Here is a 25,587-nt window from a genome sequence, read left to right on the forward strand (position 1 = left end):
CATCCGGGAGCCGCGCAGGCCCTCTGCCGCGGCTCCGGGAGGCGCTGCCGGCGCTGCCGGGGACTGCCCTAGAATCGCATTTGAGAACCCCTTTAAGAGGAGCAGCCTTGCGTTTCCTGAGCGAACCGACCACCGACCTGACCTACTCGGACATCTTCCTGGTGCCCTCCCGCTCCGAAGTGACCTCCCGGCTTGATGTCGACCTGTCGGCGGATGACGGCACCGGCTCGACCATCCCGCTGGTGGTCGCGAACATGACCGCGGTAACCGGAAAGCGGATGGCGGAGACCATGGCGCGCCGCGGCGGCCTGGCGGTGCTGCCGCAGGATGTGCCGCTGGACGTCCTGCGCGAGGTGACGTCCTGGGTCAAGGCCCGCCACACGGTCTTCGAGACGCCGGTCAGCCTGCACGCGTCCAACACGGTGATCGACGCCCTGCACCTGATGGGCAAGCGGCCGCACGGGGCCGTGGTGGTGCTCGACGACGGCGGCGCAGTAGCCGGGATCGTCCGGGCCGCCGACTTCGAGGGCCAGGACCGGTTCGCCTCGCTGGCCTCGGTCATGCGCCATCAGCCGCTGGTGCTGGACGCCGCCGATTTCGATGCCGGCGCCGGCCCGGAGGCCGGGGCGGCCGCCCTGCGCCGGGCCTTCGATGCCATGGACGCCGCGGGGACCGATTTCGCCCCGGTGCAGCAGGCCGGCGCCCTGGCCGGTGTGCTGACCCGCAAGGGCGCCCTGCGCTCCACCCTGTACCGGCCGTCCCTGGACGCCGCCGGCGCGCTGAAGGTGGCGGCCGCCGTCGGCATTAACGGCGACGTCGCCGGCCGGGCGGCGGAACTGCTCGCCGCCGGCGTGGATGTGCTGGTGCTGGACACCGCGCACGGCCACCAGCAGAAAATGTTCGATGCCCTGGCAGCGGTCCGCAGCCTGGACCCCGGCGTTCCCGTGGTGGCCGGCAACGTAGTGACGGCCGAGGCCACCCGCGAGCTCATCGACGCCGGGGCGGACATCGTGAAGGTCGGCGTCGGTCCGGGCGCCATGTGCACCACCCGGATGATGACCGCGGTCGGCCGGCCGCAGTTCTCCGCCGTGCTGGAATGCTCCGCCGCTGCGCGCGACGCCGGCGGCCGGGTCTGGGCCGACGGCGGGGTCCGCTACCCCCGCGACGTGGCCTTGGCCCTGGCGGCCGGGGCGAGCCAGGTGATGATCGGTTCCTGGTTCGCCGGGACGCACGAGAGCCCCGGCGACCTGCAGCAGGACGCCGGCGGACGGCAGTACAAGGAAAGCTTCGGGATGGCCTCGGCGCGCGCGGTGCAGAACCGCAACCAGCGCGAGGGGGCGTTCGAGAAGGACCGCAAGGCCCTCTTTGAGGAAGGTATCTCCACCTCCCGGATGTACCTGGACGCCGCCCGGCCCGGGGTCGAGGACCTGCTGGACATGATCACGGCCGGGCTGCGCAGTTCCATGAGCTACGCCGGCGCCGCCGACCTGGCCGCGTTCCGGGAGCGGGCCGTGGCCGGCATCCAGTCCGCCGCGGGCTATGAGGAGGGCCGGCCGGTCCCGCAAAGCTGGTGAGTACCCGCCGTGGCGGGCAGGCTCTGCCTGTAGACTGAAATCCTTATGGACAGTAAATCTAGGTGCCGGCCTGGGGGCTGTCAGCGCGGAACGGAAGTTCCCGCCCAGTCCACCCGCAGAGCCGGCAAACCCCGTTCACGCGCCCATCACCGCTCCGCAGTCCGGAACGCATCGTTCCACGGACAGAGTGCCCGACAGGAATCAGGGTCGGCCGCAGCTGACCATCCTCCGCCGGGACGTTTCGCCCGGCAGCCGCTCCGGCCCCGCGCCCTTCGCCACTGCAAGGCGGGCCGCTAAATGGAATGGCTGTTACTTGGAGCCGGCCTGCTCCTCATCCTCGGCACCGGCTTCTTCGTCGCCGTCGAGTTCTCCCTGGTCGCCCTTGACCAGGCCACCGTCCAGCGCGCGGTGGACAACGGCGACGCCGCCGCCGCGCCGCTGCTGAAATGCCTCAAGTCCCTCTCCACGCAGCTCTCCAGCTGCCAGCTGGGCATCACCCTGACCACGCTGCTGACCGGCTACGTCATGGAACCCTCGGTCGGCCGGCTGCTCGAAGGCCCGCTGACGGCCCTGGGCCTGCCCGACGCGGCGGCGACCTCGGTCTCGCTGGTCGTGGCGATGGCCTTGGCGACCCTGCTGTCGATGCTGATCGGCGAGCTGGTCCCGAAGAACATGGCGATCGCCCTGTCCTTCCCGGTGGGCAAGGCGCTCGCGAGGCCGCAGCTGGTCTTCACCGCCGTCTTCAAGCCGGCCATCATCGTCCTGAACGGCTTCTCCAACAAGGTCCTGAACGTCTTCGGCCTCGAAGCCAAGGAAGAGATCTCCGGGGCCCGCACCCCGGCCGAGCTCGCCTCGCTGGTCCGCCGGTCGGCCGCGATGGGAACCCTGGACGAACGGACCGCCAACTTCATCTCCCGGACCCTGAAGTTCTCCGGCCAGACCGCGGCCGACGTGATGACGCCCCGGATCCGGGTCGAAACGATTGACAGCCACCAGCCGGTCTCGGACATCGTCGAAGCCGCCAAGCGCACCGGCTACTCCCGGTTCCCGGTGATCGGCGAATCCTCGGACGACATCCGCGGCGTCGTGCACGTCAAGAAAGCCATCGCCGTCCCGTCCGACCGCCGCGCCAACCTCGAAGCCGGGGCGATCATGACCGAGGTGCTCCGTGTGCCCGAAACCATCCACCTGGACGGACTGCTGGCAGAACTGCGCGAGGGAAACCTGCAGCTCGCCGTCGTGCTCGATGAGTACGGCGGAACCGCAGGGATCGCGACGCTGGAGGACCTGGTGGAGGAAATCGTCGGGGAAGTCGCGGACGAACACGACAAGGTCCGGCCCGGGCTGCTGCAGAGCGCCTCGGGGGACTGGTATTTCCCCGGCCTGCTCCGGCCGGATGAGCTCTCCGAACAGATCCCGGGGCTGACCGTGCCCGACGAAGCCGCTTATGAAACGGTCGGCGGCTACGTCATGAGCCAGCTCGGGCGCATCGCCGCGGTCGGCGACACGGTCGACGTCGGGGGCGGACAACTCAGCGTGACGAGGATGGACGGGCGGCGGGTCGACCGGATCTGCTTCAAGCCAGCCCCGCCGGAGCACGAACCCCCGGCCGGCACGAACGGGCGCATCGACGCTGCCGGAAAGGCCGGTGCGGCATGAGCGACTGGATGGGAATCCTCTGGTTAGCAATCCTCCTGGTCGGCAACGCCTTCTTCGTGGCGGCGGAATTCGCCGTCATGTCCGCCCGCCGCAGCCAGATCGAGCCGCTTGCGGAGGCGGGTTCCAAGCGGGCCCAGACCACGCTGCGCGCCATGGAGAACGTCTCGCTCATGCTGGCCTGCGCCCAGCTGGGCATTACGGTGTGCTCGCTGCTGATCCTCCAAGTCGCCGAACCGGCGATCCACCACCTGCTGGCGGTGCCGCTGGAGGCGCTCGGCGTGCCGCTGGAAATGGCCGACGTCGCCGCGTTCGCCATCGCTCTGCTGGTGGTCACATTCCTGCATGTCACCTTCGGCGAGATGGTGCCCAAGAACATCTCGGTGTCGGTCGCGGACAAGGCGGCCCTGCTGCTGGCGCCGCCGCTGATGCTGATCGCCCGGGCGGTCAGGCCGGCGATCGTGGCCCTCAACTGGTCCGCGAACCACATCCTGAAACTGATGCGGATCGAGCCGAAGGACGAGGTCACCTCCTCCTTCACACTGGAGGAAGTGCAGTCGATCGTGCAGGAGTCCACGCGGCACGGGCTGGTGGACGACGACGCCGGGCTCATCACCGGTGCGCTCGAGTTCTCCGAACACACCGCCTCGCAGGTGATGGTTCCACTGGACAAGCTCGTGATGCTCAAGGCCGCCACGACGCCGGAGGAGTTCGAGAAGGCGGTGAGCCGGACCGGGTTCTCCCGTTTTCCGATGCTCGACGACGAGGGGATGCTCTCCGGCTACCTGCACATCAAGGATGTGCTCTCGATCTCCGAGGCCGGCTACCAGCATCCGATCGCGGAGAGCCGGATCCGTTCGCTGGCCAACCTGGCCATGGACGACGAGATCGAGAAGGCCATGTCCGTCATGCAGCGCACCGGCTCGCACCTGGCCCGGGTGATCGGGCCCGATGGTCACACCCAGGGGGTCTTGTTCCTGGAGGACGTGATCGAGCAGTTGGTCGGCGAAATCCGGGACGCCACCCAGGCCACCGGCTACCGCCGGCTCGGACAGGACTAGCTAAACGGCGACACCGGTCTGACCCTAAAAAGGAATGATTCCTATTTAGGGTTAGACTCGTTGTATTGCTAATGCTTCTCAATAACAGATCCGAGGTTCCCGTGCGCCGATCCGCCACCGCCGTTCTCCTGGCCGGGCTCAGCAGCCTGCTCCTGACCGCCTGCGGCACGGGGCCCGGCGGAGACCGACCCGGTGCCGGTGACGGCACCGTTGAGGTGGTGGCCTCCACCAGCGTCTACGGTGACCTCGTGAGCAGCATCGGCGGCGACAAGGTCAAGGTCACCTCGATCATCAACCGCACCAGCCAGGACCCGCACTCCTACGAGGCCACCACCCAGGACAAGCTGTCCGTGTCCAAGGCCGAGCTGGTGGTCGAAAACGGCGGCGGCTACGACGACTTCCTGCATAAGCTCGCCGAGGACACCGGAGTGGAGCCGCGAAACCTGGTCAACGCTGTGGACGCATCGGGGCTGGCGACCGCTCCGGCCGGGTTCAACGAACACGTCTGGTACAGCCCGGCCGCGATGATCCGGCTGGCCGATGTCCTGGCCGCCAAGCTGGGCGCCCTGGAGCCGTCCGCGGCCGATCAATTCCGGACCAACGCCGACGCCCTGAAAAAGGAGCTCGGCGGCCTGGAAACCAGGCTGGCCGGGCTGGAAACGGCCGCCGCCCACGGCGGCGTGGCGGTCACCGAACCGGTGCCGCTCTACCTGCTCGAAGCGGCCGGCCTGCAGAACCGGACCCCGGCCGAATACACCTCGGCCATCGAGGCGGGCTCGGACGTGCCGCCCGCGGTCCTGCGCTCCGCCGTCGACGTCGTCAAGTCGGGGAAGATCAGGCTGCTGGCCTACAACCTGCAGACCGAGGGGCCGCAGACCCGGGCGCTGAAGGACGCCGCCGTCGCCGCGGGCGTGCCCGTGGTGGACTTCAGCGAAACCCTGCCCGAGGGCAAGGGCTACCTGGCGTGGATGACCGGCAATGTCGACAACCTGGCCAAGGCCCTGGGCTGACCGGGCCTAAGATAATCGCATCGGCGTGGCCGCAACGGCCCCCGGGAATTGAGGAAGACCCAGTTGACACCCGTAGTGAGCCTGCGCGGCGCCGCCCTGAAGTTCGGCAACCGGACGCTGTGGGAGGACCTTGACCTGGATATCAATCCGGGGGAGTTCCTTGCCGTGCTCGGGCCCAACGGTAGCGGGAAGACCACCTTCCTCAAGGTCCTGCTCGGGCTGCAGGACCTGAGCGCCGGAACCGCCGTCCTGGACGGCCGGCCGATTGCGCGCGGCAGCCGGCGCATCGGTTACGTGCCGCAGCAGGAATCCTTTGACCCGGACACGCCCCTGCGGGCCCGGGACCTGGTGGGCCTGGGCGTGGACGGGCACCGCTGGGGGATCCGGCTCGGCGGAGGCGCGGTGCGCCGCCGGATCGACGGCCTGCTCGCCGAGGTGGGGGCGCAGGACTACGCCAAGGTCCCGGTGGGCAAGCTCTCCGGCGGCGAACAGCAACGGCTGCGGGTCGCCCAGGCCCTCGCCACCGATCCCAAGGTGCTGCTCTGCGATGAGCCGCTGCTCTCCCTTGACCTGCACCACCAGCAGGCGGTGAGCGCGCTGATCCACCAGCAGTGCCACGAACAGGACAGTGCCGTGGTCTTCGTGACCCATGAGATCAACCCGATCATGGACTACGTGGACCGGGTGCTCTATCTTGCCGGCGGCCGCTTCCGGCTGGGCACACCCGAGGAAGTCATGACCACGGAAGTGTTGTCCGAGCTTTACGGCAGCCACGTGGAAGTCATCCGGGCGAACGGTCGGCTGATCGTCGTCGGACTGCCGGACGCCACGACGCACCACCATGAAGACGCACACGCAATCGCCGGGGAAGTGGGCTAAATGGACCTGGACAGCCTGCTCCGCGCAATCTTCAACTTCGAAAACTACGGCGAGTTGCTCGCCCTGGTCCAGAACTCCATCTGGGCCGGCGCCGTGCTGGGGCTGCTCGGCGGTCTGGTCGGCACCTTCGTGATGAAACGCGACCTTGCTTTCGCCGTGCACGGCATCTCCGAGCTGTCCTTCGCCGGTGCCGCCTTCGCGCTGCTGGTCGGCGCCGACGTCGTCCTCGGCTCGCTCGCCGGTTCGGTGGTGGCGGCCCTGCTGCTGGGCCTGATGGGGGTCCGGGCCCGGGACAAGAACTCGACCATCGGCGTGCTGATGCCTTTCGGCCTGGGCCTGGGAATCCTCTTCCTCTCCCTCTACGAAGGACGCGCCGCGAACAAGTTCGGCCTGCTGACCGGCCAGATCGTCTCCGTCGGCACCGTGCAGCTGCAGGTGCTGGCCGTTGCCGCCCTCGTCGTCATGCTTGCCCTGATCGCGATCTGGCGGCCGCTGACCTTCGCCAGCGTCGACCCCCGGGTCGCCGCCGCGCGCGGGGTCCCGGTCCGGGGCCTGGCCCTGGGCTTCATGCTCCTGCTCGGCGTGAGCGTGGCCCTGTCGATCCAGATTGTCGGAGCCCTGCTGGTCCTGGCCCTGCTGATCACGCCGGCTGCCGCAGCCCTGCGGGTCAGCTCGTCGCCCCGGCTGGTGGTGGCCCTGAGCGTGGTGTTCGCGGTGACGGCGACCGTGGGCGGCATCCTGCTCGCCCTCGGCGGCCGGCTGCCGATCAGCCCCTACGTGACCACGCTGTCCTTCCTGATCTACGTCATCTGCCGGATCATCGGCGGCATCCGGGACAAGCGCGGCTACAACGGACGGACGCTACAGCCCGGGCGGGCGCCAGCCTAGGCAGCGGCAGCGCCGGACCCTACAGTGCAGGCATGGGGGATTCGTTTCTGTGCAGGCCGGAGCGCTTCGGCCGCGCCGCGGCGCTGGCGCTGCTGCTGTCCGTGACCGTCTCCGGGTGCCTGGCAGAGCCCCGGCAGCCGGACCTGTCCGGCCGTGAGGACTTTGCCCGCAGCGTCATGGCCGCCGCCACCTCCGGGTCCGTGGAACGGGTTCAAGCCCTGGTGGACCCGGTGATGTCCAACCCGCGGCCCGAGGCCCAGCAGCTGGTGGACACGACCCGGGGCTGGGCGCCGGACTCCTGGCAGCTCGGGATCAGCAATGACTTCCCCGAAGTCGCCAATGTGACGGCCACCCGGGGCGGGACGGACACCGTCCGCTACCTGATCTCCTGGAGCGAGGACCACTGGACCCTGGTGCTGGGGGAGCCGACGTACGGGCCGGGCGGCAGCGCGAGCAGTGCCGCCAAGCCCATCAGCCCGGGCGCGCACCCCACCGCCGGCACATCCGTCACGGCCCAGCCTTCCCTGACGCCGCCCCAGGCTCCGCCACCGGCCGCCGCGTGCGCGGGAGCCGGCCTGACCTGCCACTCCTTCACCTCGACGTCGGGCTACGCACGCGGTCAAAACCTGGCCTGGCTGACGTCCACCCCGGTGCACGCGGCGTTCGACCAAGGGGGCGGGGTGACCCTGGTGGTCCGGATGCCGTGCGGGGTGCTGAATGTGCCGGTCGCCGTGGATGACTATGGTGTCGTTCCCGACGCTTCCCGGATGGCCGAATCGGCCGACGGCTGCGCCGGGCCGGCGTCGGAGCAGCGGCGCTGGGCGACGTCGTTCTTTATACAGCCGATGGTCTACCGGCTCGACTCCGCCGGGCTCGTGCTAACCAACGAGCGGGGCCAGATCCGCTTCAGGCAGGATTGAGGGCGGTACACTCCGGGCAGAGCCCGAAGATCTCAACCGTGTGCTCGACGGCGGTGAAGCCGTGTTCGGCGGCGATCCTTGCGGCCCACGCCTCGACCGCGGGCGCCTCGACCTCGACGGCTTTGCCGCAGTTGCGGCAGAGCAGGTGGTGGTGGTGCCCGGTGACAGCGCAGCGCCGGTACACCACCTCGCCGTCGGCGTTCCGCAACACATCGACCAGGCCCTCGTCGGCCAGCGACTGCAGGATCCGGTAGGACGTGGCCAGCGACACCGAGGTGCCGCGCTCCTGCAGGATCCGGTGAAGCTCCTGGGTACTGACGAAATCGGCCAGTTCGTCCAGGGCCGCGCTGACAGCCAGCCGCTGCTTCGTGACGCGCTGTTCCTTGCCGGCGGGCTGGTCCTTGGTGCCGGCGGCGGACGGCGCCCGGCTGGCGTCGGAGGTGGCGCCGTGAGACATGTGGAACTCGCTTCGCTGGGGTCAGGCTGGACGTGGGAGGGGTTCCAGATTACCAGCCGGGCATCGTGGACACTGCGGCGGAGTGCGCCCTAGGCTGGCCGGATGAAGCTGACCAAATTCACCCATGCCTGCGTCCGCCTCGAGAAGGACGGGCGGGTCCTGGTGCTGGACCCCGGCACATTTTCGGAGACGGAGCAGGCGCTCGCCGGCGCCGATGCCGTGCTGATCACGCACGAGCATGCGGACCACATCGACGTCGACGCCGTGTCCGGGGCCCTGCTCGCAGCGCCGAAGCTGCAGCTCTTCGCGCCCGACGGCGTCGCCGCCCAGCTGCGCCAGAAGGCGGCCGGCGCCGCGGACCGGATCCACACCGTGGGGCCGGGGGAACAGTTCGACGCGGCCGGCTTTGAGATCCGCAGCTTTGGCGGCCAGCACGCCCTGATCCACCCGCAGATTCCGGTGGTGGCGAATGTCGGTTTCCTGGTGGACTCCAACGTCTACCACCCGGGGGATTCCTTTGCGGTCCCGGACGGCGTCGAGGTGCAGACCCTGCTGGTGCCGATCCACGCACCCTGGAACAAGGTCGGCGAGGTCGTGGACTTTGTGATCGGCGTCCGTGCCCCGCGGGCGTTCCCCATCCATGACGCGCTGCTTAACGACGCCGGCCGGGGCCTGGTTGAAGGGCACGTGACCCGCATCGGCGCCAAGTACGGCACCGAGTACCGGCACCTCTCCAGCGGCGATACGGTGGAGGTCTAGGTTCTTTCGCCGGTCACGCGGGCCAGGCGCCGGTAGCGAAGAATTCCCGGATCGTGGCCTCGTGCGGTGCCGGGTCCAGGCCTTGGGACCGCAGCCACCCGGGGTTGTAGTAGTTCCCGGCGTAGCGGTCCCCGCCGTCGCACATGAGCGACACGATGCTGCCCCGGCGGCCTTCGGCGATCATTCCGGCGACCAGCTGCCAGACACCCCAGAGGTTCGTGCCGGTGGACGGGCCGGCGTGCAGCCCGGCATGGTCGCGCAGGTGGCGCATCGCCGCGACCGAGGCGGCGTCGGGCACCTGGATCATGTGGTCGATCACGGCCGGGACGAAGCTCGGCTCCAGCCGCGGGCGGCCGATGCCCTCGATCCGGGACGGCAGGCCGGCGGCCTCCGCCACGGCACCGCCGTCGCGGCTGGCCAGCCAGCCGGGGAAGAACGCGGAGTTCTCCGGGTCGACGACGGCGAGCCGGGTCTCGTGCCGCTGGTAGCGCAGGTAGCGCCCGACGGTGGCGCTGGTCCCGCCGGTGCCTGAGCCGACGACGATCCAGCGGGGGACCGGGAACTCCTCCAGCGCCAGCTGCCCGAAGATGGATTCGGCGATGTTGTTGTTCCCGCGCCAGTCGGTGGCCCGTTCGGCGTAGGTGAACTGGTCCATGTAGTGGCCGCCGGTGCGGCGGGCGAGGTCCTCGGCGGCGGCATAGACCTCGGAGGCGTGGTCCACCAGGTGGCAGGAGCCGCCGAACTGCTCGATCAGTGCGATCTTCTCGCGGCTGGTGGTCCGCGTCATCACGGCGATGAACGGCAGGCCCAGCAGCTGGGCAAAGTAGGCCTCGGAGACGGCGGTGCTGCCGCTGGAGGCTTCCACGATGGTGGTGCCCTCCCGGATCCAGCCGTTGACCAGGCCGAAGAGAAACAGCGAGCGGGCCAGCCGGTGCTTGAGGCTGCCCGTCCGGTGGGTCGATTCGTCCTTGAGGTACAGCCGGACGCCCCAGTGCTCCGGGAGGGGGACTGAATAGAGGTGGGTGTCGGCGGATCGGTTGTTCTCGGCGTTGATCCGGCGGATGGCTTCGTCGGCCCAGGTCCGGTCGTTCTCGCGCGCTGTGCTCACCGCCCCAGCCTACCCGCGGGTGTGCGGGGCCGCCGTTAGAGTGGGCGCATGGAGACCCTGATGACTGTGGCCGAACTGAAGGACCGGATGAATGCCGGCGCACGGACCGTACTGCTGGATGTGCGCTGGGCGCTGGGTGATCCTCACGGCCATGCCCATTACCTGGAGACACACCTTCCCGGCGCAGTCTTCGTGGATCTGCCCGCCGAACTTGCCGGCCCCGCCGATCCCACCCGCGGCCGCCATCCGCTCCCCTCGGTGGAAGAGTTCGAGCGTTCGGCGCGTTCCTGGGGCCTCCGGGACGGGGACGTGGTGGTGGCGTACGACGACAGCGGCAACCTCGCCGCTGCCAGGCTTTGGTGGATGCTGCGCAATGCGGGCTTCGCCGGAGTGTGCCTGCTCGACGGCGGCCTGGGCGCCTGGCAGGCGGCCGGATTCGACGTCGAAAGCGGCGAACCGGACGTCGAGCCCGGCGACGTGGTGCTTTCCGACGGGGTGATGCCGGCGATCGGGGCGGCCGAGGCGGCCATGTGGTCCGGGCGGGGCCTGCTGCTCGATGCGCGTGCCGGCGAGCGGTACCGCGGCGAAATCGAACCGGTCGACCCCCGCGCCGGGCACATTCCCGGGGCGGTCAGCGCCCCGACGACCGCCAACCTGGGTCCGGACGGGCGCTTCCTGCCCGCCGATGAGCTGCGCGACCGGTTCACCTCCCTGGGTGTCAGGGTCGACCTGCCCACGGCCGTGTATTGCGGGTCCGGCGTCACGGCCGCGCACGAGATCGCGGCGCTGGAGATCGCCGGCTTCCCTGCGGCCCTCTACCCGGGGTCGTTCTCGGAGTGGTCCACTAATCCTTCCAACGACGTGGTGACAGGCGCGGTCCCCGGCGGCGACGGCACCGCGGCGGGCTGACGACGCTGTCCCGTTCCCACGCGGCCATTTAGGCCGCCGGCTGCCGGGCCGCCCGGGCGCTGATCGTGATTTTGGCCCGGTGCCTGCGGTCCCGGCTGCGGCGCGGACCCGGTGGCGCTATCGGCACACCTGCGTTCCGGGGCAGCTGCCCGGCCGGCCCCGCGATGCTGGTGCCGGGAAGGGGCGGCGCGGTGGAGTGGTAGGTGTGGCCGGTTGGGGTGGTGACTTGGAGGGTGTGGCGGCCTGGTCCGGGCCGGGGCCGGGCGTTCCAGCCGGGGGTTTCTTTGGTGTGGTTGCAGTGTTCGCAGAGCCCGGCGCCGTTGCTGGCGATGGTGGGTCCGCCGGTGTGCCAGGGGATGATGTGATCCAGGTGGCGGATGGGGGCGTCGCAGTAGGGGGTGCGGCAGGTGTCGTCGCGGGTTTGGATGAGGCGGCGGAGTCCGGCGGGGAAGAGTCGGGCGCGGGAATCCATCGCGGTGAGGTCGCCGGTGGTCGGGGCGGTGTAGAGCCGCCGGATCCAGACGGGGAAGGACGGGTTCCCGCCGGCCACGCCTCCGGGACCGCCTGTGCAGGGGCTGTTGGTGGCGTTGTCGGGCCCGGTGGTGAGGAGTTGCCGCGCCCAGCCGGCGGGGACGATGCCGTAGCCCTGGAGCCGCGCGGGTTCGCTGTCGGCCTGGAACAGGGTGCGGTCGGTCATGACGAGCTGGATGCCGATGCCGCTGATTCCGCCGGGGGTGCCGGTGGTGCGGTCGACGAGGGTGTCGGCCATCAGCTGGCCGCGCGAGCGGGGGTCGCCGTCGGAGCGGGCGGCGTCCGCAGTCCTGCTCAGTGCGGCGTAGACCGCGACGGCCTGGGGTGCCGGGAGCAGGGCGGTGAGGTAGCACATGGTGTCCGGCGCCGGGCGGACGCTGACGTACCGTTCGGTCGCGGCGTGGGCGGCCCGCTCAGTAACCGTGCGCGGGTCGCGGCGGTAGGCAGCCGCCCTCGCGGCGGCGGTGATGGTCCGGTCGCCGGCGCCGTCAAAGGTTCCTGTGTCGGCGGCGAGTTCTTCATCGACAGCGGCCCGGTCCGCGGCGGTGAGGCCTGCGGTTTCCCGGACCAGCAAGGTGGCGCGCCATTCGTTCAGGTGCCCGGTTTCCAGGGCGGTGAGGGCGCGCGGCATCTCGGTGACCAGCGCTTTGGCCAGGCCCAGGAGGCGGGAGCCTTTGGCCGGGGATTCCCGCCGGGCCAGGGCGATCTCGGCACTGACCCCGGCACCGAGCTGGTCCGCGGGCATCCCGGCGGCAGCCTGCTCCCGCCGTCGCACCAGGTCCAAGGCGACGGCGAGCCGGGCCTGCCGGGCCGCGATCGCGGACTTCCGGTCCTCCAGTGCACGGAGCTCATCGACAATCGCCGCCGCGTCTCCCACCATTGGGTCCGCAGCGTCGACTGAATCCTCGAAAAGCTTCCGACTGCCTTCCATAGACCAATTCAACCGAAGGGGTCCGACATTAAAGCGACAAGGTCGTGGAGTAGTCTCGTGACTCCCACCGCCAACAACCCGAAAGGCCACAGTCGTGCCAGATCGACCGGAAATCGTCTGCCTGTGCGGCTCGGCCCGCTTCGTGGACGAGATGCGAGCGGCCAACCGCCAGCTCACCCTGGCAGGTGTCATCGTCGTCGGGCCGTCCGAGGGAGGGAAACAGCTTACCGACGAGCAGAGGGCAACCCTGGGTGCCGTCCACCGCCATAAGATCGACCTCGCCGACCGGGTGCTGGTGGTGAACCCCGGTGGCTACATCGGCGACTCAACGGCCGGCGAAATCTCCTACGCGCGTGCTGCCGGGAAGCCGGTCGGCTTCACGGACTGCTAGGTCAGCGGCCGGGCTCCAGCGCAAGTTTGAGCCCGAAGCCGACCAGCACCGTTCCGGTGATCCGGTCAATCACCCGGATACTGCGGGCGTTCTTCAGCCACCGGGATGCGAACCCCGTGGCAAAGATCAGCAGCGTGAACCAGACCATGCTGAAAAGGCAGTGGACTCCGGCCAGCAGCACGCCCATCAGTAGGGGAGGGGTGCCGGCCGGAATGAATTGCGGGATCGTGGCGATGTAGAAGACGCCGACCTTGGGATTGAGCAGGTTGGTACCGGCGCCCGTCAACCAGCCGCGCACCACTTGCCGGCCCGGCGCCACCGCCGGCAGGGGATCCGCAACTGCCGTGGGCTCTTCCGGGCCATCGCGCAGCGTCTTCCAGATCAGGTACAAACCCAGCCAGATCATGTAGCCGGCGCCGGCGAGTGTGAGCAACCGGTAGGCGACGTCGGAGGCCGCCAGCAGCGCGGAAACTCCCACCGCGGCGGCCACACCAAAGGACAGCAAAGCCTGGGAAACGGTCACCGTCCAAGAATGAGACGGGGCAGCCTAAGACCGGACAGCGGCAGGGCGACGAGTTAGCGTGGGCCGATCAGGAGGTTGCCCTGGAGTTTCCGCCAGCCCTGGACCTGTTGTTCCGTCGTGTCGAAGCCATCGGGCACCAGCGTCGCCGCAGAGACGCCGCGCCCGGAAACGGACACGATGGGCCCTGCGGTCATCGAGCGGCCGCAGCCGGCGACGTAATCCTTGCTGCCGCCCGGGACCGCCACCAGGCAGGCCAGCGCCCCTTCTTCGGCCTGCGCGGCAAAGTGCCGGACCCCGTCGGCCTCTGCAAGGAACCGGCTGTTCACCAGCGGGGGATCTTGTGGCTCTTCGATGCCCGCCGGCAGCCGGTCCTGCGCTGACGCCTCACGCTGGAAGACAGCCAGCCCGGCGGGAGCGGAGCAGCCTCCCAGCAGGAGGGCAAGGCCGAACGCCGCAACAACTGCTGACCACCGACGATTCATTACGCTGCCCCCTCAGGCTCATGCTCGTTGCCCCGAGGCTACAGGATGACCCGCGCGCCGGTGCGGTGCCGGCCAAAGTGGCACGGGAACCGACCCGGGGGTAGCGTCAAACCATGACTCCAGGACGCCCCGTACCGCCGCCACTCGGCAAACCGCTGCCCGACCTCACCGCAGACCCCAAAGACGCCGGCACCACAGGAGGCGGCACCCTCGCCGCCGCGTACGGCGCCACCTCCCCGGACAGCGGACTGGTGCCGCTGACCGTCGCCCGGCGCGCACCCAAGGACGACGACGTCGAGATCGCCATCGAGTTCTGCGGTCTATGCCACTCGGACGTGCACGCCACCCGCGGGGAGTGGGGCAGCCCCGACTACCCCCTGGTTCCGGGACACGAAATCGTCGGCAGGGTCACCCGCGTCGGCTCCGCGGTGGACGACTTCGCGCTCGGTGAGCGCGTCGGCGTCGGCTGCATGGTCGACTCCTGCCGCGAGTGCGAGAGCTGCCTCGACGGCCTCGAGCAGTACTGCGAGAACGGCAACACCGGCACCTACGGCGCCAAGGACAAGCGCAACGGTGGCGCCACCACCCAGGGCGGCTACGCCACGTCGATCGTCGTGGACCGCAACTACGTCCTGCGGATCCCGGACGGCATGGACCCGGCCGCGGCGGCGCCGCTGCTCTGCGCCGGCATCACGACCTACTCCCCGCTGAACCACTTCGAGGTGGAGGAGGGCGACGCAGTCGGCGTCGTGGGCCTCGGCGGACTCGGCCACATGGCCGTCAAAATCGCCAAGGCCATGGGTGCGGAGGTCACAGTCTTCACGACGTCGGAGCGGAAGTTCGCGGCGGCGCGCGAGCTCGGGGCGGACCATGTCGTCCTGTCCACCGACCCCTCAGCCATGGACGCCGCCGACCGCAGCCTCGACGTCATCATCGACACCGTCGCCGCGCCCCACGACCTCAACCCCTACTTCCGGACCCTCCGCGTCGACGGGGCGCTCTTCCAGCTCGGTCTACCCTCCGAAGCCATGCCACCGGTGAACCCCGGGGCCCTGATCCGGCGCCGAATCGCCTACGCCGGCTCGCTGATCGGCGGGATCGCCGAAACCCAGGAAATGCTCGATTTCTGCGCCGGGCACGGCGTGGTCTCCGACGTCGAGGTGGTCGGCGCCGACCAGCTCAACGAGGCCTACGACCGGATGGTCGCCGGCGACGTGAAGTACCGATTTGTTCTGGACGCCAGCACCCTGGGGTCCCCGGCGGAAAAGGCGGATGCATGAGCACCCTGTTTACCAAGATCATCAACGGCGAGATCCCGGGCCGGTTCGTCTGGCGCGAGGACGACGTCGTCGCATTCCTCACCGTGGGTCCGCTCGCCGACGGGCACACCCTGGTGGTTCCCACCCAGGAGGTGGACCGGTGGACCGACGCGCCGCCGGAGGTCCTCGGCCGGGTGATGGAGGTGGCCCGGAAGATCGGGGCAGTGCAGGTTGACGTGTTCGACGCCGCCCGGGCCGGCCTTACCGTGGCCGGCTACGAGATCAACCACCTGCACGTGCACGTCTGGCCGTCGACGTCGATGGCAGATTTCGACTTCGGCACGGTGGACCAGCACCCGGACCCGGCCCGGCTGGACGCTAACGCGGAGAAGCTGCGCGAGGGCCTGCGGGCCGCAGGGCACGGCAACCACGTCCCGGACGCCTAGGCTGCCCGCGCTGGCCCCGGCCTCCTAGGCCGGGGCCAGCGCCTTGTTCAGCACGGTCCGGATCCGCTTCTCCGACACCGAGTACGCGGTCCCGAGCTCGACGGCGAACAGGCTCACCCGCAGTTCCTCGATCATCCAGCGGACCTGGGTTAACTCCGGGCCGATGCGCCGGCCGGGAAGCAGAGCGGAAACGGCGTCGTCGTAGTCGTCCTCGAGGCCCTGGATGACCGCCATGTGCTGGGCATCCCGCTGGACATTCCCGGGAAGCTTCTCCAGCCGCTTCTCGATCGCGGCAAGGTAGCGCGGCAGCTGGCTCAGCTGGGCGTAGCCCGTGCGCGCCACAAAACCCGGGAACACCAGCTGCTCGAGCTGGCTCTTGACGTCATTGAGGGCACTGATCAGGGCCAGGCTGGTGCTGCCCTTGAGTTGCTTCTCGATCCGCCGGGTGCTGGCCAGGATGCGCTCGACGACGGCGGTCACCGTGAAGACCGTGTCGATCAGCTCGGCCCGCACCTGCTCGTAGAGCGCCTTGAAGGCCGGTTCGTCCCACGGCAGCGCGGCGGGCGTGAGCTTGTCGATGGCGGCCAGCGCGCAGTCCGCGATCAGGGCCGATACCGAGCCGTGCGGGTTCTGGCTGAACGTCAGTTTCTCGGTGTTGTTCAGGTGCTCCAGCACGTACCGGTCCGGGGGCGGGACCTTCAGCGCGAGCAGGCGGATAACCCCGCCGCGCATGGCCTGTTCCTGCTCGGCGGAGGTCTGGAAGAGCCGCAGCGCCACCGACGTGCCCTCATCGACCAGCGCCGGGTAGCCGGTGACGGTGTGGCCCTCGACGGTGCCCTGGACCTGGCGCTGGACGGTGCCGAATGTCCAGTCCTTGAGGCCGGAGAGCTCGGTGAACCCGCCGGGGGCCGGGGCGCCCGGGGCGGGGGCGGGGCCGCCGGTCTTGGCGGCCGCCTTGCCGCCGCCCTTACCGGCTGCTTTGCCGCCGGTCTTGGGCGCCGTCGTCGAGGGCGTGGCACCGAGCGACTCGGCGATGGCCCGGCGGGTTGCCGGGGCAAGTTTCTCCTGCAGCGCCGCCAGGTCCTTGCCCTCGTCCAGCACCTTGCCGCGGGAGTCAATGACACGGAAGCTGACCCGCAGGTGCGCCGGAACGGCGTTCCAGTTCCAGGACCCGGGCGGGATGACCTGGCCGCGCAGCCGCCGCAGCACGAGCTCCAGTGAGGGCTCCAGGTCGTCCGTCGCCGGATCGAAGTCCGCTTCCAGCGCGGCCACGGCCTGGCGCGCGACGTCGGGCGCCGGGACAAAGTTCTTCCGCACCTGCTTGGGCAGGGACTTGATCAGGGCCGTGACGAGTTCGACCCGCTGGCCCGGGATCAGCCAGCGGAAGGCCGCGTCGTCGAGCTGGTTCAGGAACAGCACCGGGACCTCGGCCGTGACGCCGTCGGAGGGGTTGGGCGGGGAGCCGGGCGCCACCGGATGGAACTCGTAGCTCAGCGGCAGGTCGAACCCCTTGTGCCGCCACGTTTTCGGGTAGGCGGAGTCATCCAGGGCGTCGGCGTCCTCGCTGATCAGCAGCGACTTTTCGAAGTCCAGCAGCGCCGGATCCTGTTGCCGGGCCTCCTTCCACCACTTGTCGAAGTGGCGTTCGGAGACGACGTCCGGTCCCACCCGGGCGTCGTAGAACTCAAACAGTGTCTGGTCGTCCACCAGGATGTCGCGGCGCCGCATGCGGGCCTCGAGCTCTTCGATCTCCTGTAGCAGGGCGCGGTTGCGGTGGAAGAACTTGTGGTGGGTCTGCCAGTCGCCTTCCACCAGCGCATGCCGGATGAAGAGTTCCCGGGACAGCTCCGGGTCCACCCGGCCGTAGTTGACCCGCCGGTTGGGGATGATCGGTACGCCGTAGAGCGTGACCTTCTCGTGGGCCATCACCGAGCCCATCTTCTTGGACCAGTGCGGTTCGCTGTAGCTGCGCTTGACCAGGTCCGGCGCCACCTGCTCGGCCCAGAGCGGATCGAACTTGGCGGCCACGCGTGCCCAGAGCCGGCTGGTTTCGACCAGTTCGGCGGCCATCACGAAGGTGGGTGACTTCTTGAACAGCGCGGAGCCGGGGAAAATCGCAAAACGGCTGCCCCGGGCGCCGGCGTACTCGCGCTTGCGTTCGTCGAGGATGCCGATGTGGCTCAGCAGGCCCGAGAGCAGACTGATGTGGATGCCCTCATGGTTGCCCACCGGATCCGTGAGGCGTTTGTTGTCCAGGCTGATTCCGAGCGGCCGGGCCAGCTGCCGCAGCTGCGCGAACAGGTCCTGCCACTCGCGGACGCGCAGGTAGTTGATGAACTCGTTGCGGCACAGCCGGCGGAACGCGGTCGAGGAGAGTTCCTGCTGCTTCTCCTGCAGGTAGTTCCAGAGGTTCAGGTAGCCCGTGAAGTCCGAGTTCTCATCCCGGAACCGGGCGTGCTTCTCCGCGGCGAGCTGCTGCTTGTCCGTGGGGCGCTCGCGCGGATCCTGGATGGTCAGCGCCGCGGCGAGGATCATGACCTCGCGGACGCAGCCGCGCTTGCCCGATTCAACAATCATCCGGCCCAGCCGCGGATCCACCGGAAGCTGCGCCAGTTGCTGTCCGACGGCGGTGAGCCCGCCGCCGTTCCGTCCGGCCCCTGCCGGCCGCCGGCCGCCCCGGCGGCCGCCTGCCGGACCGCCGCGCTGGCCGCCGTCGTCGGCCGGTTCCTGCCGCGCCGCGCTCAGGGCGCCGAGTTCTCGCAGCAGGGTGACGCCGTCGTTGATGGCGCGGGAGTCCGGCGGCTCCACGAACGGGAAGTTCTCCACGTCCTTGGGCCCCCGCGCGACGCCCATCGCGGTCATCTGGAGGATGACCGCGGCGAGGTTGGTGCGCAGGATTTCCGGGTCGGTGAACGGCGGCCGGGACTCGAAGTCCTCTTCCGAGTACAGCCGGATGGCGATGCCGTCGGAGACGCGGCCGCAGCGGCCGGAGCGCTGGTTGGCCGAGGCCTGGGAGACCCGCTCGATCGGCAGGCGCTGGACCTTGGTGCGGTGCGAATAGCGCGAGATGCGGGCGGTGCCGGTGTCGATCACGTATTTGATGCCGGGCACGGTCAGCGAGGTCTCGGCGACGTTGGTGGCCAGCACGATCCGGCGCTTGCTGCCGGGGTGGAACACCTTGTGCTGTTCCTGCAGGCTCAGGCGGGCGAAGAGCGGCAGCACTTCGGTGCCGGCCAGCCGCCGGTTCGCCTGGATCCGCGCATTGAGGGCTTCGGCCGCGTCGCGGATCTCGCGCTCGCCGGAGAAGAAGACCAGGATGTCGCCGGGGGCTTCAAGGGCCAGTTCGTCGACGGCGTCGCACACCGCGTCCAGCGGATCCCGGTCCTCCTCGAGTTCGTCGTCGGAGCCGCCGGCGTCGTCGCCTTCGGAGCCGCCGCCGGCGGGAGCCGACAGGGGCCGGTACCGGATCTCGACGGGGTAGGTCCGGCCGGAGACCTCGATGATCGGGGCAGGCTCCTCCTCGCTGCCGAAGTGCTTCGCGAACCGCTCGGGATCGATGGTGGCCGAGGTGATGATGACCTTCAGGTCCGGCCGCTGCGGCAGGATCCGCTTGAGGTAGCCGAGGATGAAGTCGATGTTGAGGCTGCGTTCGTGCGCCTCGTCGATGATGATCGCGTTGTATTTGCGCAGCAGCTTGTCGCGCTGGATTTCCGCCAGCAGGATGCCGTCGGTCATCAGCTTGACCTTGGTGGCGCGGCTGACCTCGCCGGTGAAGCGGACCTGGAAGCCGACCTCCTGGCCGATCTCGACGCCGAGTTCCTCGGCGATGCGTTCGGCCACCGTGCGCGCTGCGAGCCGGCGCGGCTGGGTGTGGCCGATCAGGCCGTTCTCTCCCAGGCCGAGTTCCAGGCACATCTTGGGGATCTGGGTGGTCTTGCCGGAGCCGGTCTCGCCGGCGATGATCGTCACCTGGTTCGCGGCGATGGCGGCCATCAGGTCCTCGCGGCGCTCGGAGACCGGCAGCTCGGCGGGATAGGAAATATGCATTGTCATGGCTGGAGACAGTCTACTGGCCCCCTGCCGGACATAGGGTTGCCCGGTCCCTGGGCGGGGCCGGGCAGCGGTGGGAGGGGAGGGGTCTAGAAGAACCGCAGGTTGTAGCCGGTGCTGGGCAGGTCGTGGGCCATCCAGTACTCGTCCGAGCGGACGGGCGGGTTGTGGCCGAGGCCGTCCTTGCGAAGGACGCGCAGGGTGGCGGCGACGGTGGCGAGGACCAGGACGATGAGGGTGATTCCGAGAAGTTCCATACCTCCATGGTTCTCCCGGAGCGGCATCGAAAAAAGTGGCAGAAACGACCAAAAACCTAAAATTTCTGCCACACTGGAGACATGCTCAAATCAGTAGCCATGATCGTCGTTCCCAACTTCTCGGTCTTCGAATTCGGCACCGCCTTCGAAGTGTTCGGCGTGGACCGCTCGGACCGGGGGACCGGAGTCCCCGCCTTCGATTTCCGGGTCTGCACGCCGGTGCCGGGGAACGTGCCGATGAAGTCGGGGCTGTCCCTGCACGTGGGCCTGGGGCTGGAGGCGGCCGCGGACGCGGACCTGGTCATCATGGTTCCGTTCGGCAAGGACGCGGATGTGCCCGAATCGGTGCTGGAGGCGCTGCGAGCGGCGCACGAGCGCGGGGCCTGGGTCATGTCCATTTGTTCCGGGGCGTTCGCGCTGGCCCGGGCGGGGCTGCTCGACGGCCGCCGCTGCACCACGCACTGGCACTACTCCCAGGAACTCGCCAGCCGCTACCCGGCCGCGCAGGTGGACGAAAACGTGCTGTACGTCCAGGACGGCCGCATCATCACCAGCGCCGGAACCGCCGCGGGGATCGATGCCAGCCTGCACCTGGTCCGCGTGGAGCTCGGGGCCAACGTGGCGGCGAGCATCGCCCGGGACATGGTGGTTCCGCCGCACCGCGACGGCGGCCAGGCGCAGTTCATCGACCGGCCCGTGCCGCGGTGCGGATCGCAGCCCATGGAGGAGCTGCTGCGCTGGATGGTGCGGAACCTCGAGGAGGAGCACTCGGTCAACGACCTGGCCGCGCGCGTACACATGTCCCCGCGGACCTTCGCGCGGCGCTTCCGGGCCGAGACCGGTGCGACGCCGGCCGCCTGGCTGAACTCCCAGCGGGTGCTCCGCGCGCAGGAGCTGCTGGAGACGACCGACCTCAATATCGACGAGATCGCCCGGGAAGCCGGATTCGGCCACTCGGTGCTGCTGCGGCACCACTTCGCGAAAGTGCTCGACACCAGCCCGCAGTCCTACCGCCGGACGTTCCGCGGGCACCTCGCGGCGGTCTAGCCGGGACGGTTCTCGGCCGCGGCCCGGGTGCAGTCCACCAGGGTCCGCCACGGCCCCACCAGCTCCCGCTCCGGCAGGGTGGCGCGGCGCTGGCCGGCCCTTATGCGGTAGATGAAGCGGTCCGGCTGGGGAGCGGATCCGGTGCCTTCCCGGCCGGGCAGCTCATCCCAGGGACAGGCCTCCACCAGGGGGTCCCACTGGTTCCGGTCGTCCGCCGTGAGCGCCTGCACGCTCCAGACGCGGTCCATTCCGGCAATGCCGCCGCTGCGCTGGACGGTAATTTTCATCGGTGATCCTCCGGGACGGCGGGGCCTACAGCCTCACCTTCACAGTTTCCCATGCCTGCCGGACGGCGTCATGCTCCGCCGAGTCGGCGCCGTAGAGCTCCTTCGCCGACGCCGCGGTGGCCTTGGCGAAGGCGCTGAAGGTGGCGGCCGTCGGCAGGGAACCGCCGGTCAGGGTGTCGTACCAGATCCGCCCGGGCGCCTCCCAGGCCTTGCCGCCCAGCGCCGCGGCGACCAGGTAGAAGGCGCGGTTGGGAATGCCCGAGTTCAGGTGCACGCCGCCGTTGTCCGAGCTGGTATGCACGTACGAGTCCATGGAGTCCGGCTGCGGGTCCTTGCCGAGGACGTCGTCGTCGTACGCGGTGCCGGGGGCCTTCATGGAGCGCAGCGCCGTGCCCTGCACCTGGTCGGTGAAGAGGCCCTCACCGATCAGCCAGCTGGCGTCCGCCGCGTCCTGCTGCTTGACGTACTGCTCCACCAGCGCGCCGAAGACATCGGAGAGCGATTCGTTCAGGGCGCCGGCCTGGTTGCGGTAGGCGAGTCCGGCGGAGAACTGGGTGACGCCGTGTGCCAGCTCGTGGCCGATGACGCTCAGCGACGCGGTAAAGCGGGTGAACACCTGGCCGTCGCCGTCGCCGAAGACCATCTGCCGGCCGTCCCAGAAGGCGTTGTCGTAGCGCTGCCCGAAGTGCACGGTGGCGTCCAAAGCCAGGCCATTGCCGTCGATCGAGTTCCGGCCGAAGACCTCGGCGTACAGCCGGTGCGTGTGGCCCAGGCCGTCATAGCCCTCGTCCGAGCCGGGGTCCCCGGTGGCGGGTTCGCCCTCCTTGCGAACCAGCACGCCGGGCAGGTTCTCGGAGGACTTAGCGTCGTAGACGGTCCGCTGCGGCGGCCCCGGCTGCAGCTGCCGCACCCCGGGAGGGGCGGCGGGGGCCGGCTGCGCCCGCGAGGCCTGGAAGCTCTTGACGTGCTGGAGGGCCTCCTTTGCGGCCCGGGCGGCGACCAGCAGCCGCGGTTCGTGGTGCTGCGCGGCCAGCCGGCGCAACAGGTAGGGAGGAATGATGGAGCAGTACATGAGAGACCCCTTCTTTCTGCCGATGCGAACAGCCTACGAGCGGGTGCCGACAATTGGCAGGGGAGCAGGAAGGTGCGCGCCTGTGGCGCCGGCCCGATACGGTAGCCCCATGGCTGAAACCAGCAAGCGAAAGAAACCCGGCTCCACCCTCCTGACCGTGATCATCGCCTTCGCGGCGAATATCCTGGTGGCCGCGGCGAAGTCGGTGGCGGCGTTCCTCACTGGGTCCGCATCGATGACCGCGGAGGCGGCGCACTCCTGGGCGGACACCGGGAACCAGGTGTTCCTGTTCTTCGCCGAGCGCAGGTCGGCCCGGCCACGGGACAAGAGCCACCCCATGGGGTACGGCCGGGAAGCCTATGTTTGGTCCATGTTCGCGGCCTTCGGGCTCTTCACCGCCGGCGCCGTGGTGTCCATCATGCACGGCATCCAGCAGATCATCGCCCCGGAGCCGGCCGCCGACTTTGCGGTGGCCTACATTGTCCTGGCCGCCGCCTTCGTCTTCGAGGGCATCTCCTTCGTCCAGGCGTTCCGGCAGACCCGCAAGGCGGCGCACCAGCTGGAACGGCACACCCTGGAGCAGGTGCTGATCAGCTCAGATCCGACCCTGCGGGCCGTCTTTGCCGAGGACGCCGCGGCGCTGATCGGCCTGGTGGTCGCCTTCGCCGGCGTCTTCCTGCACCAGGTCACGGGATCGCCGCTGCCCGATGCGGTCGGCTCAATCATCGTGGGTGTGCTGCTGGCCGTGGTCGCCGTTGTGCTGATCGACCGCAACCGGAGGTTCCTGGTGGGCCAGGGCGTCACCCCCGACATTGAACGCTCGATGGGCCGGCGGGTGCTGGAGCACGCGGAGATCGCCCGGCTGACGTACCTGCACCTGGAATTCGTCGGCCCGCGCAAGCTCTATCTGGTCGCGGCCGTGGACCTGGAGGGTGACCATCCGGAGCACGAGGTGGCCGTGGTGCTGCGCCGGATCGAACGCGAGCTCGAGGACCACGAGACCGTGGAGGAAGCCGTCCTGACCCTGGCGACGCCGGATGAGAAGGCCCTGGCCTTCGGCGCCGCGGACGCTCCCGCCGGCGCGTGACCCGGACAACGCAAAAACCCCGCCGCTTCCTGGGAAGCTGCGGGGTTTTTTCGGTGCCCTCGGTAGGATTCGAACCTACGGCCTTCTGCTCCGGAGGCAGACGCTCTATCCCCTGAGCTACGAGGGCATTCAGGGATCCTGCCGTTACCGGCGGGACGTCCTAGAGCTTAGCAGGAAGATGGGCCGCAAAGAAAAACCGCCGCCCCGCAGCCCGGCGGGCGCCGCCGATCCGGCCGCCGAAGCGGGCCACCGCAGGCCGGCGGTCACGCCCCCGGCCGGTCACCGGGGCGTCAGAATTCCGCGCTGCTGCAGGCCCCCCGGTAGGCTGGAAGCGTGACCCCAGAAGAACTGTCCCTCGCCATATCCGCCTGCCTCAAGGACGCCGTCTCCGCCGGTGAGATCGCCCTTGCCCCCGCCGACATTCCCGACGCGGTGCGGGTGGAGCGGCCCAAGAACCGGGACCACGGCGACTGGGCCACCAACATTGCGCTGCAGCTGGCCAAAGCGGCCGGCACCAACCCGCGGCAGCTCGCCGGCGTGCTCAGCGATCGCCTCGCGGCGATCAGCGGCGTGTCCGGCGTGGACATCGCCGGCCCGGGGTTCCTGAACATCACCGTGGACGCCGCCGCCGCCGGGGCGCTCGCCAAGGCCATCGTCGAGGCCGGAACCGCGTACGGCACCAACGCGGCGCTCGCGGGCCGGACGGTCAACATGGAGTTCGTCTCCGCCAACCCCACCGGGCCGCTGCACATCGGCCACACCCGCTGGGCCGCCCTGGGCGACTCGATTGCCCGGGTGCTGCGGGCCTCCGGGGCGGATGTCACGGCCGAGTACTACATCAACGACGCCGGGTCGCAGATGGACGTCTTCGCCAACTCGGTCCTGTCCCGGCTGCACGGCCGCGACGTGCCGGAGGGCGGCTACCCGGGCGAGTACATTGCCGACCTCGGCCATGAGGTCCTCGCCGACCACCCCGACATCCGGGAACTCACCGACGTCGCTGCCCTGCCGGTGATCCGCGGCGCGGCCTACCGGGCGCAGCTGCACGACATCAAGCAGACCCTCGCGGAGTTCGGCGTCGCGTTCGACGTCTTCTTCTCCGAGCAGGAGCTGCACGACGCCGGCGCGATCGCCGACGCCGTCGCCCGGCTCCGCGAGCAGGGCCACGTGTACGACGACGGCGGCGCCGTCTGGCTGCGCACCACCGACTTCGGCGACGACAAGGACCGCGTGCTGATCCGCGCGAACGGCGAGCCGACCTACTTCGCCGCCGACGCCGCCTACTACCTCTCCAAGAAGGACCGCGGCTTCACCGAGAAGATCTACCTGCTGGGCGCCGACCACCACGGCTACATCAACCGGCTCAAGGCGATCGCCGCCGCGGCCGGCGACGATCCCGAGGTCAACATCGAGGTGCTCATCGGCCAGCTCGTCTCGGTCAACGGCGCCAAGCTGTCCAAACGCGCCGGCAACATCATCGAGCTCAAGGACCTGATCTCCTGGCTGGGCAAGGACGCCGTCCGCTACTCGCTGGCGCGCTTCCCGGCCGACTCGCCGCTGACCCTGGACCCGGAGCTGCTGAAGAAGCACAGCAACGAAAACCCGGTCTTCTACGTCCAGTACGCGCACGCCCGCTCCCGCGGCGCCGCCCGCAACGCGGTGGCCGCCGGCGTCGAACGCCACGTGGACGGCCGGGACGCTTTCGACGCCGCCCTGCTGGACCACGCGACCGAAAACGAGCTGCTCTCGCACCTGGGCAGCTACCCCTCGATCGTGGCCAAGGCCGCCGAGCTGCGCGAACCGCACCGGGTGGCCCGCCACCTGGAGGTCATCGCCGGCGCCTACCACCGCTGGTACGACGCCTGCCGCGTCGCGCCGCTCGGCGAGGAAGCGATCACGGACCTGAACCGCACCCGGCTCTGGCTCAACGATGCCACCAGCCAGGTGCTCGCCAACGGACTGGAACTGCTGGGCGTCTCGGCGCCGGAACGGATGTGACCGCC

At 69.6% G+C, this 25,587-nt stretch carries 24 protein-coding genes and 1 tRNA gene; 15 read left to right on the forward strand and 10 right to left on the reverse strand.

Annotated features, from left to right (window positions below; genetic code table 11):
• Positions 1–107 precede the first annotated feature (107 nt).
• The 7 genes from ACTWLI_RS11305 to ACTWLI_RS11335 all read left to right on the forward strand — a co-directional run bounded on the left by ACTWLI_RS11305 (position 108) and on the right by ACTWLI_RS11335 (position 7,988).
• Positions 108–1,574, forward strand: a complete 1,467-nt coding sequence (locus ACTWLI_RS11305; RefSeq protein WP_445153944.1) for a GuaB1 family IMP dehydrogenase-related protein — start codon at positions 108–110, stop codon at positions 1,572–1,574.
• A 297-nt stretch (positions 1,575–1,871) separates the two neighbouring features.
• The gene (locus ACTWLI_RS11310) at positions 1,872–3,233 is read left to right on the forward strand and encodes a hemolysin family protein (protein WP_445153945.1); all 1,362 of its coding nucleotides are present in this window, start codon (positions 1,872–1,874) and stop codon (positions 3,231–3,233) included.
• Positions 3,230–4,291: a hemolysin family protein gene (locus ACTWLI_RS11315; protein WP_445153946.1), complete on the forward strand. Its 1,062-nt coding sequence runs from the start codon at positions 3,230–3,232 to the stop codon at positions 4,289–4,291. Before ACTWLI_RS11310 ends, ACTWLI_RS11315 begins: the two co-directional genes overlap by 4 nt.
• Positions 4,292–4,362: 71 nt before the next feature.
• Entirely contained in the window at positions 4,363–5,301 is a 939-nt protein-coding gene (locus tag ACTWLI_RS11320; RefSeq protein ID WP_445153947.1) for a metal ABC transporter solute-binding protein, Zn/Mn family, read from the forward strand.
• 63 nt (positions 5,302–5,364) lie between these two features.
• Positions 5,365–6,180 carry a metal ABC transporter ATP-binding protein gene (locus tag ACTWLI_RS11325; RefSeq protein ID WP_445153948.1) on the forward strand — a complete coding sequence of 272 codons (816 nt, stop codon included), beginning with the start codon at positions 5,365–5,367 and terminating at the stop codon, positions 6,178–6,180.
• Positions 6,181–7,068, forward strand: coding sequence for a metal ABC transporter permease (locus ACTWLI_RS11330; protein ID WP_445153949.1), 888 nt, complete (start codon positions 6,181–6,183; stop codon positions 7,066–7,068).
• A gap of 32 nt (positions 7,069–7,100) precedes the next feature.
• Positions 7,101–7,988 (forward strand): hypothetical protein, encoded by an 888-nt coding sequence (locus ACTWLI_RS11335; RefSeq protein ID WP_445153950.1) that lies wholly within the window; start codon positions 7,101–7,103, stop codon positions 7,986–7,988.
• Here the strand turns inward: ACTWLI_RS11335 and ACTWLI_RS11340 are convergent.
• Entirely contained in the window at positions 7,975–8,445 is a 471-nt protein-coding gene (locus ACTWLI_RS11340) for a Fur family transcriptional regulator (RefSeq protein ID WP_445153951.1), read from the reverse strand. The two genes, ACTWLI_RS11335 and ACTWLI_RS11340, sit on opposite strands and share 14 nt — an antisense overlap.
• A 102-nt stretch (positions 8,446–8,547) precedes the next feature.
• On the opposite strand from ACTWLI_RS11340, the gene ACTWLI_RS11345 reads away from it, so the two are divergent.
• Positions 8,548–9,204 (forward strand): MBL fold metallo-hydrolase, encoded by a 657-nt coding sequence (locus tag ACTWLI_RS11345; RefSeq protein WP_445153952.1) that lies wholly within the window; start codon positions 8,548–8,550, stop codon positions 9,202–9,204.
• Between the two features lie 13 nt (positions 9,205–9,217).
• Here ACTWLI_RS11345 and ACTWLI_RS11350 read toward each other — a convergent pair whose 3' ends face one another.
• Positions 9,218–10,312: a PLP-dependent cysteine synthase family protein gene (locus ACTWLI_RS11350; RefSeq protein ID WP_445153953.1), complete on the reverse strand. Its 1,095-nt coding sequence runs from the start codon at positions 10,310–10,312 to the stop codon at positions 9,218–9,220.
• 48 nt (positions 10,313–10,360) lie between these two features.
• Between ACTWLI_RS11350 and ACTWLI_RS11355 the strand changes: the two genes are divergently transcribed.
• On the forward strand, positions 10,361–11,221 hold the full coding sequence (locus ACTWLI_RS11355; RefSeq protein ID WP_445153954.1) for a sulfurtransferase: 861 nt from the start codon (positions 10,361–10,363) through the stop codon (positions 11,219–11,221).
• Positions 11,222–11,249: 28 nt separating this feature from the next.
• On the opposite strand, the gene ACTWLI_RS11360 is transcribed toward ACTWLI_RS11355, so the two are convergent.
• A complete protein-coding gene (locus ACTWLI_RS11360; RefSeq protein WP_445156168.1) occupies positions 11,250–12,632 on the reverse strand; it encodes an HNH endonuclease in 1,383 nt (460 codons plus the stop codon).
• 145 nt (positions 12,633–12,777) lie between these two features.
• Here ACTWLI_RS11360 and ACTWLI_RS11365 point away from each other — a divergent pair, with 145 nt between their 5' ends.
• Positions 12,778–13,074: a hypothetical protein gene (locus ACTWLI_RS11365; protein WP_445153955.1), complete on the forward strand. Its 297-nt coding sequence runs from the start codon at positions 12,778–12,780 to the stop codon at positions 13,072–13,074.
• 1 nt (position 13,075) lies between these two features.
• On the opposite strand, the gene ACTWLI_RS11370 is transcribed toward ACTWLI_RS11365, so the two are convergent.
• Both ACTWLI_RS11370 and ACTWLI_RS11375 read right to left on the reverse strand, forming a co-directional pair.
• Positions 13,076–13,597 carry a LysE family translocator gene (locus ACTWLI_RS11370; protein ID WP_445153956.1) on the reverse strand — a complete coding sequence of 174 codons (522 nt, stop codon included), beginning with the start codon at positions 13,595–13,597 and terminating at the stop codon, positions 13,076–13,078.
• A gap of 53 nt (positions 13,598–13,650) precedes the next feature.
• Positions 13,651–14,079, reverse strand: a complete 429-nt coding sequence (locus ACTWLI_RS11375; protein WP_445153957.1) for a hypothetical protein — start codon at positions 14,077–14,079, stop codon at positions 13,651–13,653.
• Between the two features lie 113 nt (positions 14,080–14,192).
• Between ACTWLI_RS11375 and ACTWLI_RS11380 the strand changes: the two genes are divergently transcribed.
• Together ACTWLI_RS11380 and ACTWLI_RS11385 are read left to right on the forward strand one after the other, a co-directional pair.
• Positions 14,193–15,359: an NAD(P)-dependent alcohol dehydrogenase gene (locus tag ACTWLI_RS11380; protein ID WP_445153958.1), complete on the forward strand. Its 1,167-nt coding sequence runs from the start codon at positions 14,193–14,195 to the stop codon at positions 15,357–15,359.
• Positions 15,356–15,784, forward strand: a complete 429-nt coding sequence (locus ACTWLI_RS11385) for an HIT family protein (protein WP_445153959.1) — start codon at positions 15,356–15,358, stop codon at positions 15,782–15,784. Before ACTWLI_RS11380 ends, ACTWLI_RS11385 begins: the two co-directional genes overlap by 4 nt.
• 24 nt (positions 15,785–15,808) lie before the next feature.
• On the opposite strand, the gene hrpA is transcribed toward ACTWLI_RS11385, so the two are convergent.
• Both hrpA and ACTWLI_RS11395 read right to left on the reverse strand, forming a co-directional pair.
• Entirely contained in the window at positions 15,809–19,837 is a 4,029-nt protein-coding gene (hrpA, locus tag ACTWLI_RS11390; RefSeq protein ID WP_445153960.1) for an ATP-dependent RNA helicase HrpA, read from the reverse strand.
• A gap of 86 nt (positions 19,838–19,923) precedes the next feature.
• On the reverse strand, positions 19,924–20,091 hold the full coding sequence (locus ACTWLI_RS11395) for a hypothetical protein (protein WP_445153961.1): 168 nt from the start codon (positions 20,089–20,091) through the stop codon (positions 19,924–19,926).
• An 81-nt stretch (positions 20,092–20,172) separates the two neighbouring features.
• Between ACTWLI_RS11395 and ACTWLI_RS11400 the strand changes: the two genes are divergently transcribed.
• Positions 20,173–21,138 (forward strand): GlxA family transcriptional regulator, encoded by a 966-nt coding sequence (locus tag ACTWLI_RS11400; protein ID WP_445153962.1) that lies wholly within the window; start codon positions 20,173–20,175, stop codon positions 21,136–21,138.
• Here ACTWLI_RS11400 and ACTWLI_RS11405 read toward each other — a convergent pair.
• Positions 21,135–21,425, reverse strand: a complete 291-nt coding sequence (locus ACTWLI_RS11405; RefSeq protein WP_445153963.1) for a protealysin inhibitor emfourin — start codon at positions 21,423–21,425, stop codon at positions 21,135–21,137. The genes ACTWLI_RS11400 and ACTWLI_RS11405 overlap by 4 nt on opposite strands.
• Before the next feature lie 25 nt (positions 21,426–21,450).
• Entirely contained in the window at positions 21,451–22,497 is a 1,047-nt protein-coding gene (locus ACTWLI_RS11410) for a M4 family metallopeptidase (protein ID WP_445153964.1), read from the reverse strand.
• A gap of 109 nt (positions 22,498–22,606) precedes the next feature.
• Between ACTWLI_RS11410 and ACTWLI_RS11415 the strand changes: the two genes are divergently transcribed.
• Positions 22,607–23,584, forward strand: a complete 978-nt coding sequence (locus ACTWLI_RS11415; RefSeq protein ID WP_445153965.1) for a cation diffusion facilitator family transporter — start codon at positions 22,607–22,609, stop codon at positions 23,582–23,584.
• A 54-nt stretch (positions 23,585–23,638) separates the two neighbouring features.
• Here ACTWLI_RS11415 and ACTWLI_RS11420 read toward each other — a convergent pair.
• A tRNA-Arg gene (locus ACTWLI_RS11420) sits at positions 23,639–23,711 on the reverse strand.
• A 206-nt stretch (positions 23,712–23,917) separates the two neighbouring features.
• On the opposite strand from ACTWLI_RS11420, the gene argS reads away from it, so the two are divergent.
• Complete coding sequence (argS, locus tag ACTWLI_RS11425) at positions 23,918–25,582, forward strand: arginine--tRNA ligase (protein WP_445153966.1); 1,665 nt, start codon at positions 23,918–23,920, stop codon at positions 25,580–25,582.
• The last annotated feature ends 5 nt before the right edge of the window (positions 25,583–25,587 follow it).

This window comes from Arthrobacter sp. Hor0625 (genome assembly GCF_052567525.1).

What these genes read in the sequence shown, in the direction of transcription:
- ACTWLI_RS11310 (WP_445153945.1), top strand. Translation starts at nt 1,872, where the DNA reads ATGGAATGGCTGTTACTTGGAGCCGGCCTGCTCCTCATCCTCGGCACC.
- ACTWLI_RS11315 (WP_445153946.1), top strand. Translation starts at nt 3,230, where the DNA reads ATGAGCGACTGGATGGGAATCCTCTGGTTAGCAATCCTCCTGGTCGGC.
- ACTWLI_RS11320 (WP_445153947.1), top strand. Translation starts at nt 4,363, where the DNA reads ATGCTTCTCAATAACAGATCCGAGGTTCCCGTGCGCCGATCCGCCACC.
- ACTWLI_RS11330 (WP_445153949.1), top strand. Translation starts at nt 6,181, where the DNA reads ATGGACCTGGACAGCCTGCTCCGCGCAATCTTCAACTTCGAAAACTAC.
- ACTWLI_RS11335 (WP_445153950.1), top strand. Translation starts at nt 7,101, where the DNA reads ATGGGGGATTCGTTTCTGTGCAGGCCGGAGCGCTTCGGCCGCGCCGCG.
- ACTWLI_RS11340 (WP_445153951.1), bottom strand. Translation starts at nt 8,445, where the DNA reads ATGTCTCACGGCGCCACCTCCGACGCCAGCCGGGCGCCGTCCGCCGCC.
- ACTWLI_RS11345 (WP_445153952.1), top strand. Translation starts at nt 8,548, where the DNA reads ATGAAGCTGACCAAATTCACCCATGCCTGCGTCCGCCTCGAGAAGGAC.
- ACTWLI_RS11355 (WP_445153954.1), top strand. Translation starts at nt 10,361, where the DNA reads ATGGAGACCCTGATGACTGTGGCCGAACTGAAGGACCGGATGAATGCC.
- ACTWLI_RS11360 (WP_445156168.1), bottom strand. Translation starts at nt 12,632, where the DNA reads ATGGTGGGAGACGCGGCGGCGATTGTCGATGAGCTCCGTGCACTGGAG.
- ACTWLI_RS11375 (WP_445153957.1), bottom strand. Translation starts at nt 14,079, where the DNA reads ATGAATCGTCGGTGGTCAGCAGTTGTTGCGGCGTTCGGCCTTGCCCTC.
- ACTWLI_RS11380 (WP_445153958.1), top strand. Translation starts at nt 14,193, where the DNA reads ATGACTCCAGGACGCCCCGTACCGCCGCCACTCGGCAAACCGCTGCCC.
- ACTWLI_RS11385 (WP_445153959.1), top strand. Translation starts at nt 15,356, where the DNA reads ATGAGCACCCTGTTTACCAAGATCATCAACGGCGAGATCCCGGGCCGG.
- hrpA (WP_445153960.1), bottom strand. Translation starts at nt 19,837, where the DNA reads ATGACAATGCATATTTCCTATCCCGCCGAGCTGCCGGTCTCCGAGCGC.
- ACTWLI_RS11395 (WP_445153961.1), bottom strand. Translation starts at nt 20,091, where the DNA reads ATGGAACTTCTCGGAATCACCCTCATCGTCCTGGTCCTCGCCACCGTC.
- ACTWLI_RS11400 (WP_445153962.1), top strand. Translation starts at nt 20,173, where the DNA reads ATGCTCAAATCAGTAGCCATGATCGTCGTTCCCAACTTCTCGGTCTTC.
- ACTWLI_RS11405 (WP_445153963.1), bottom strand. Translation starts at nt 21,425, where the DNA reads ATGAAAATTACCGTCCAGCGCAGCGGCGGCATTGCCGGAATGGACCGC.
- ACTWLI_RS11410 (WP_445153964.1), bottom strand. Translation starts at nt 22,497, where the DNA reads ATGTACTGCTCCATCATTCCTCCCTACCTGTTGCGCCGGCTGGCCGCG.
- ACTWLI_RS11415 (WP_445153965.1), top strand. Translation starts at nt 22,607, where the DNA reads ATGGCTGAAACCAGCAAGCGAAAGAAACCCGGCTCCACCCTCCTGACC.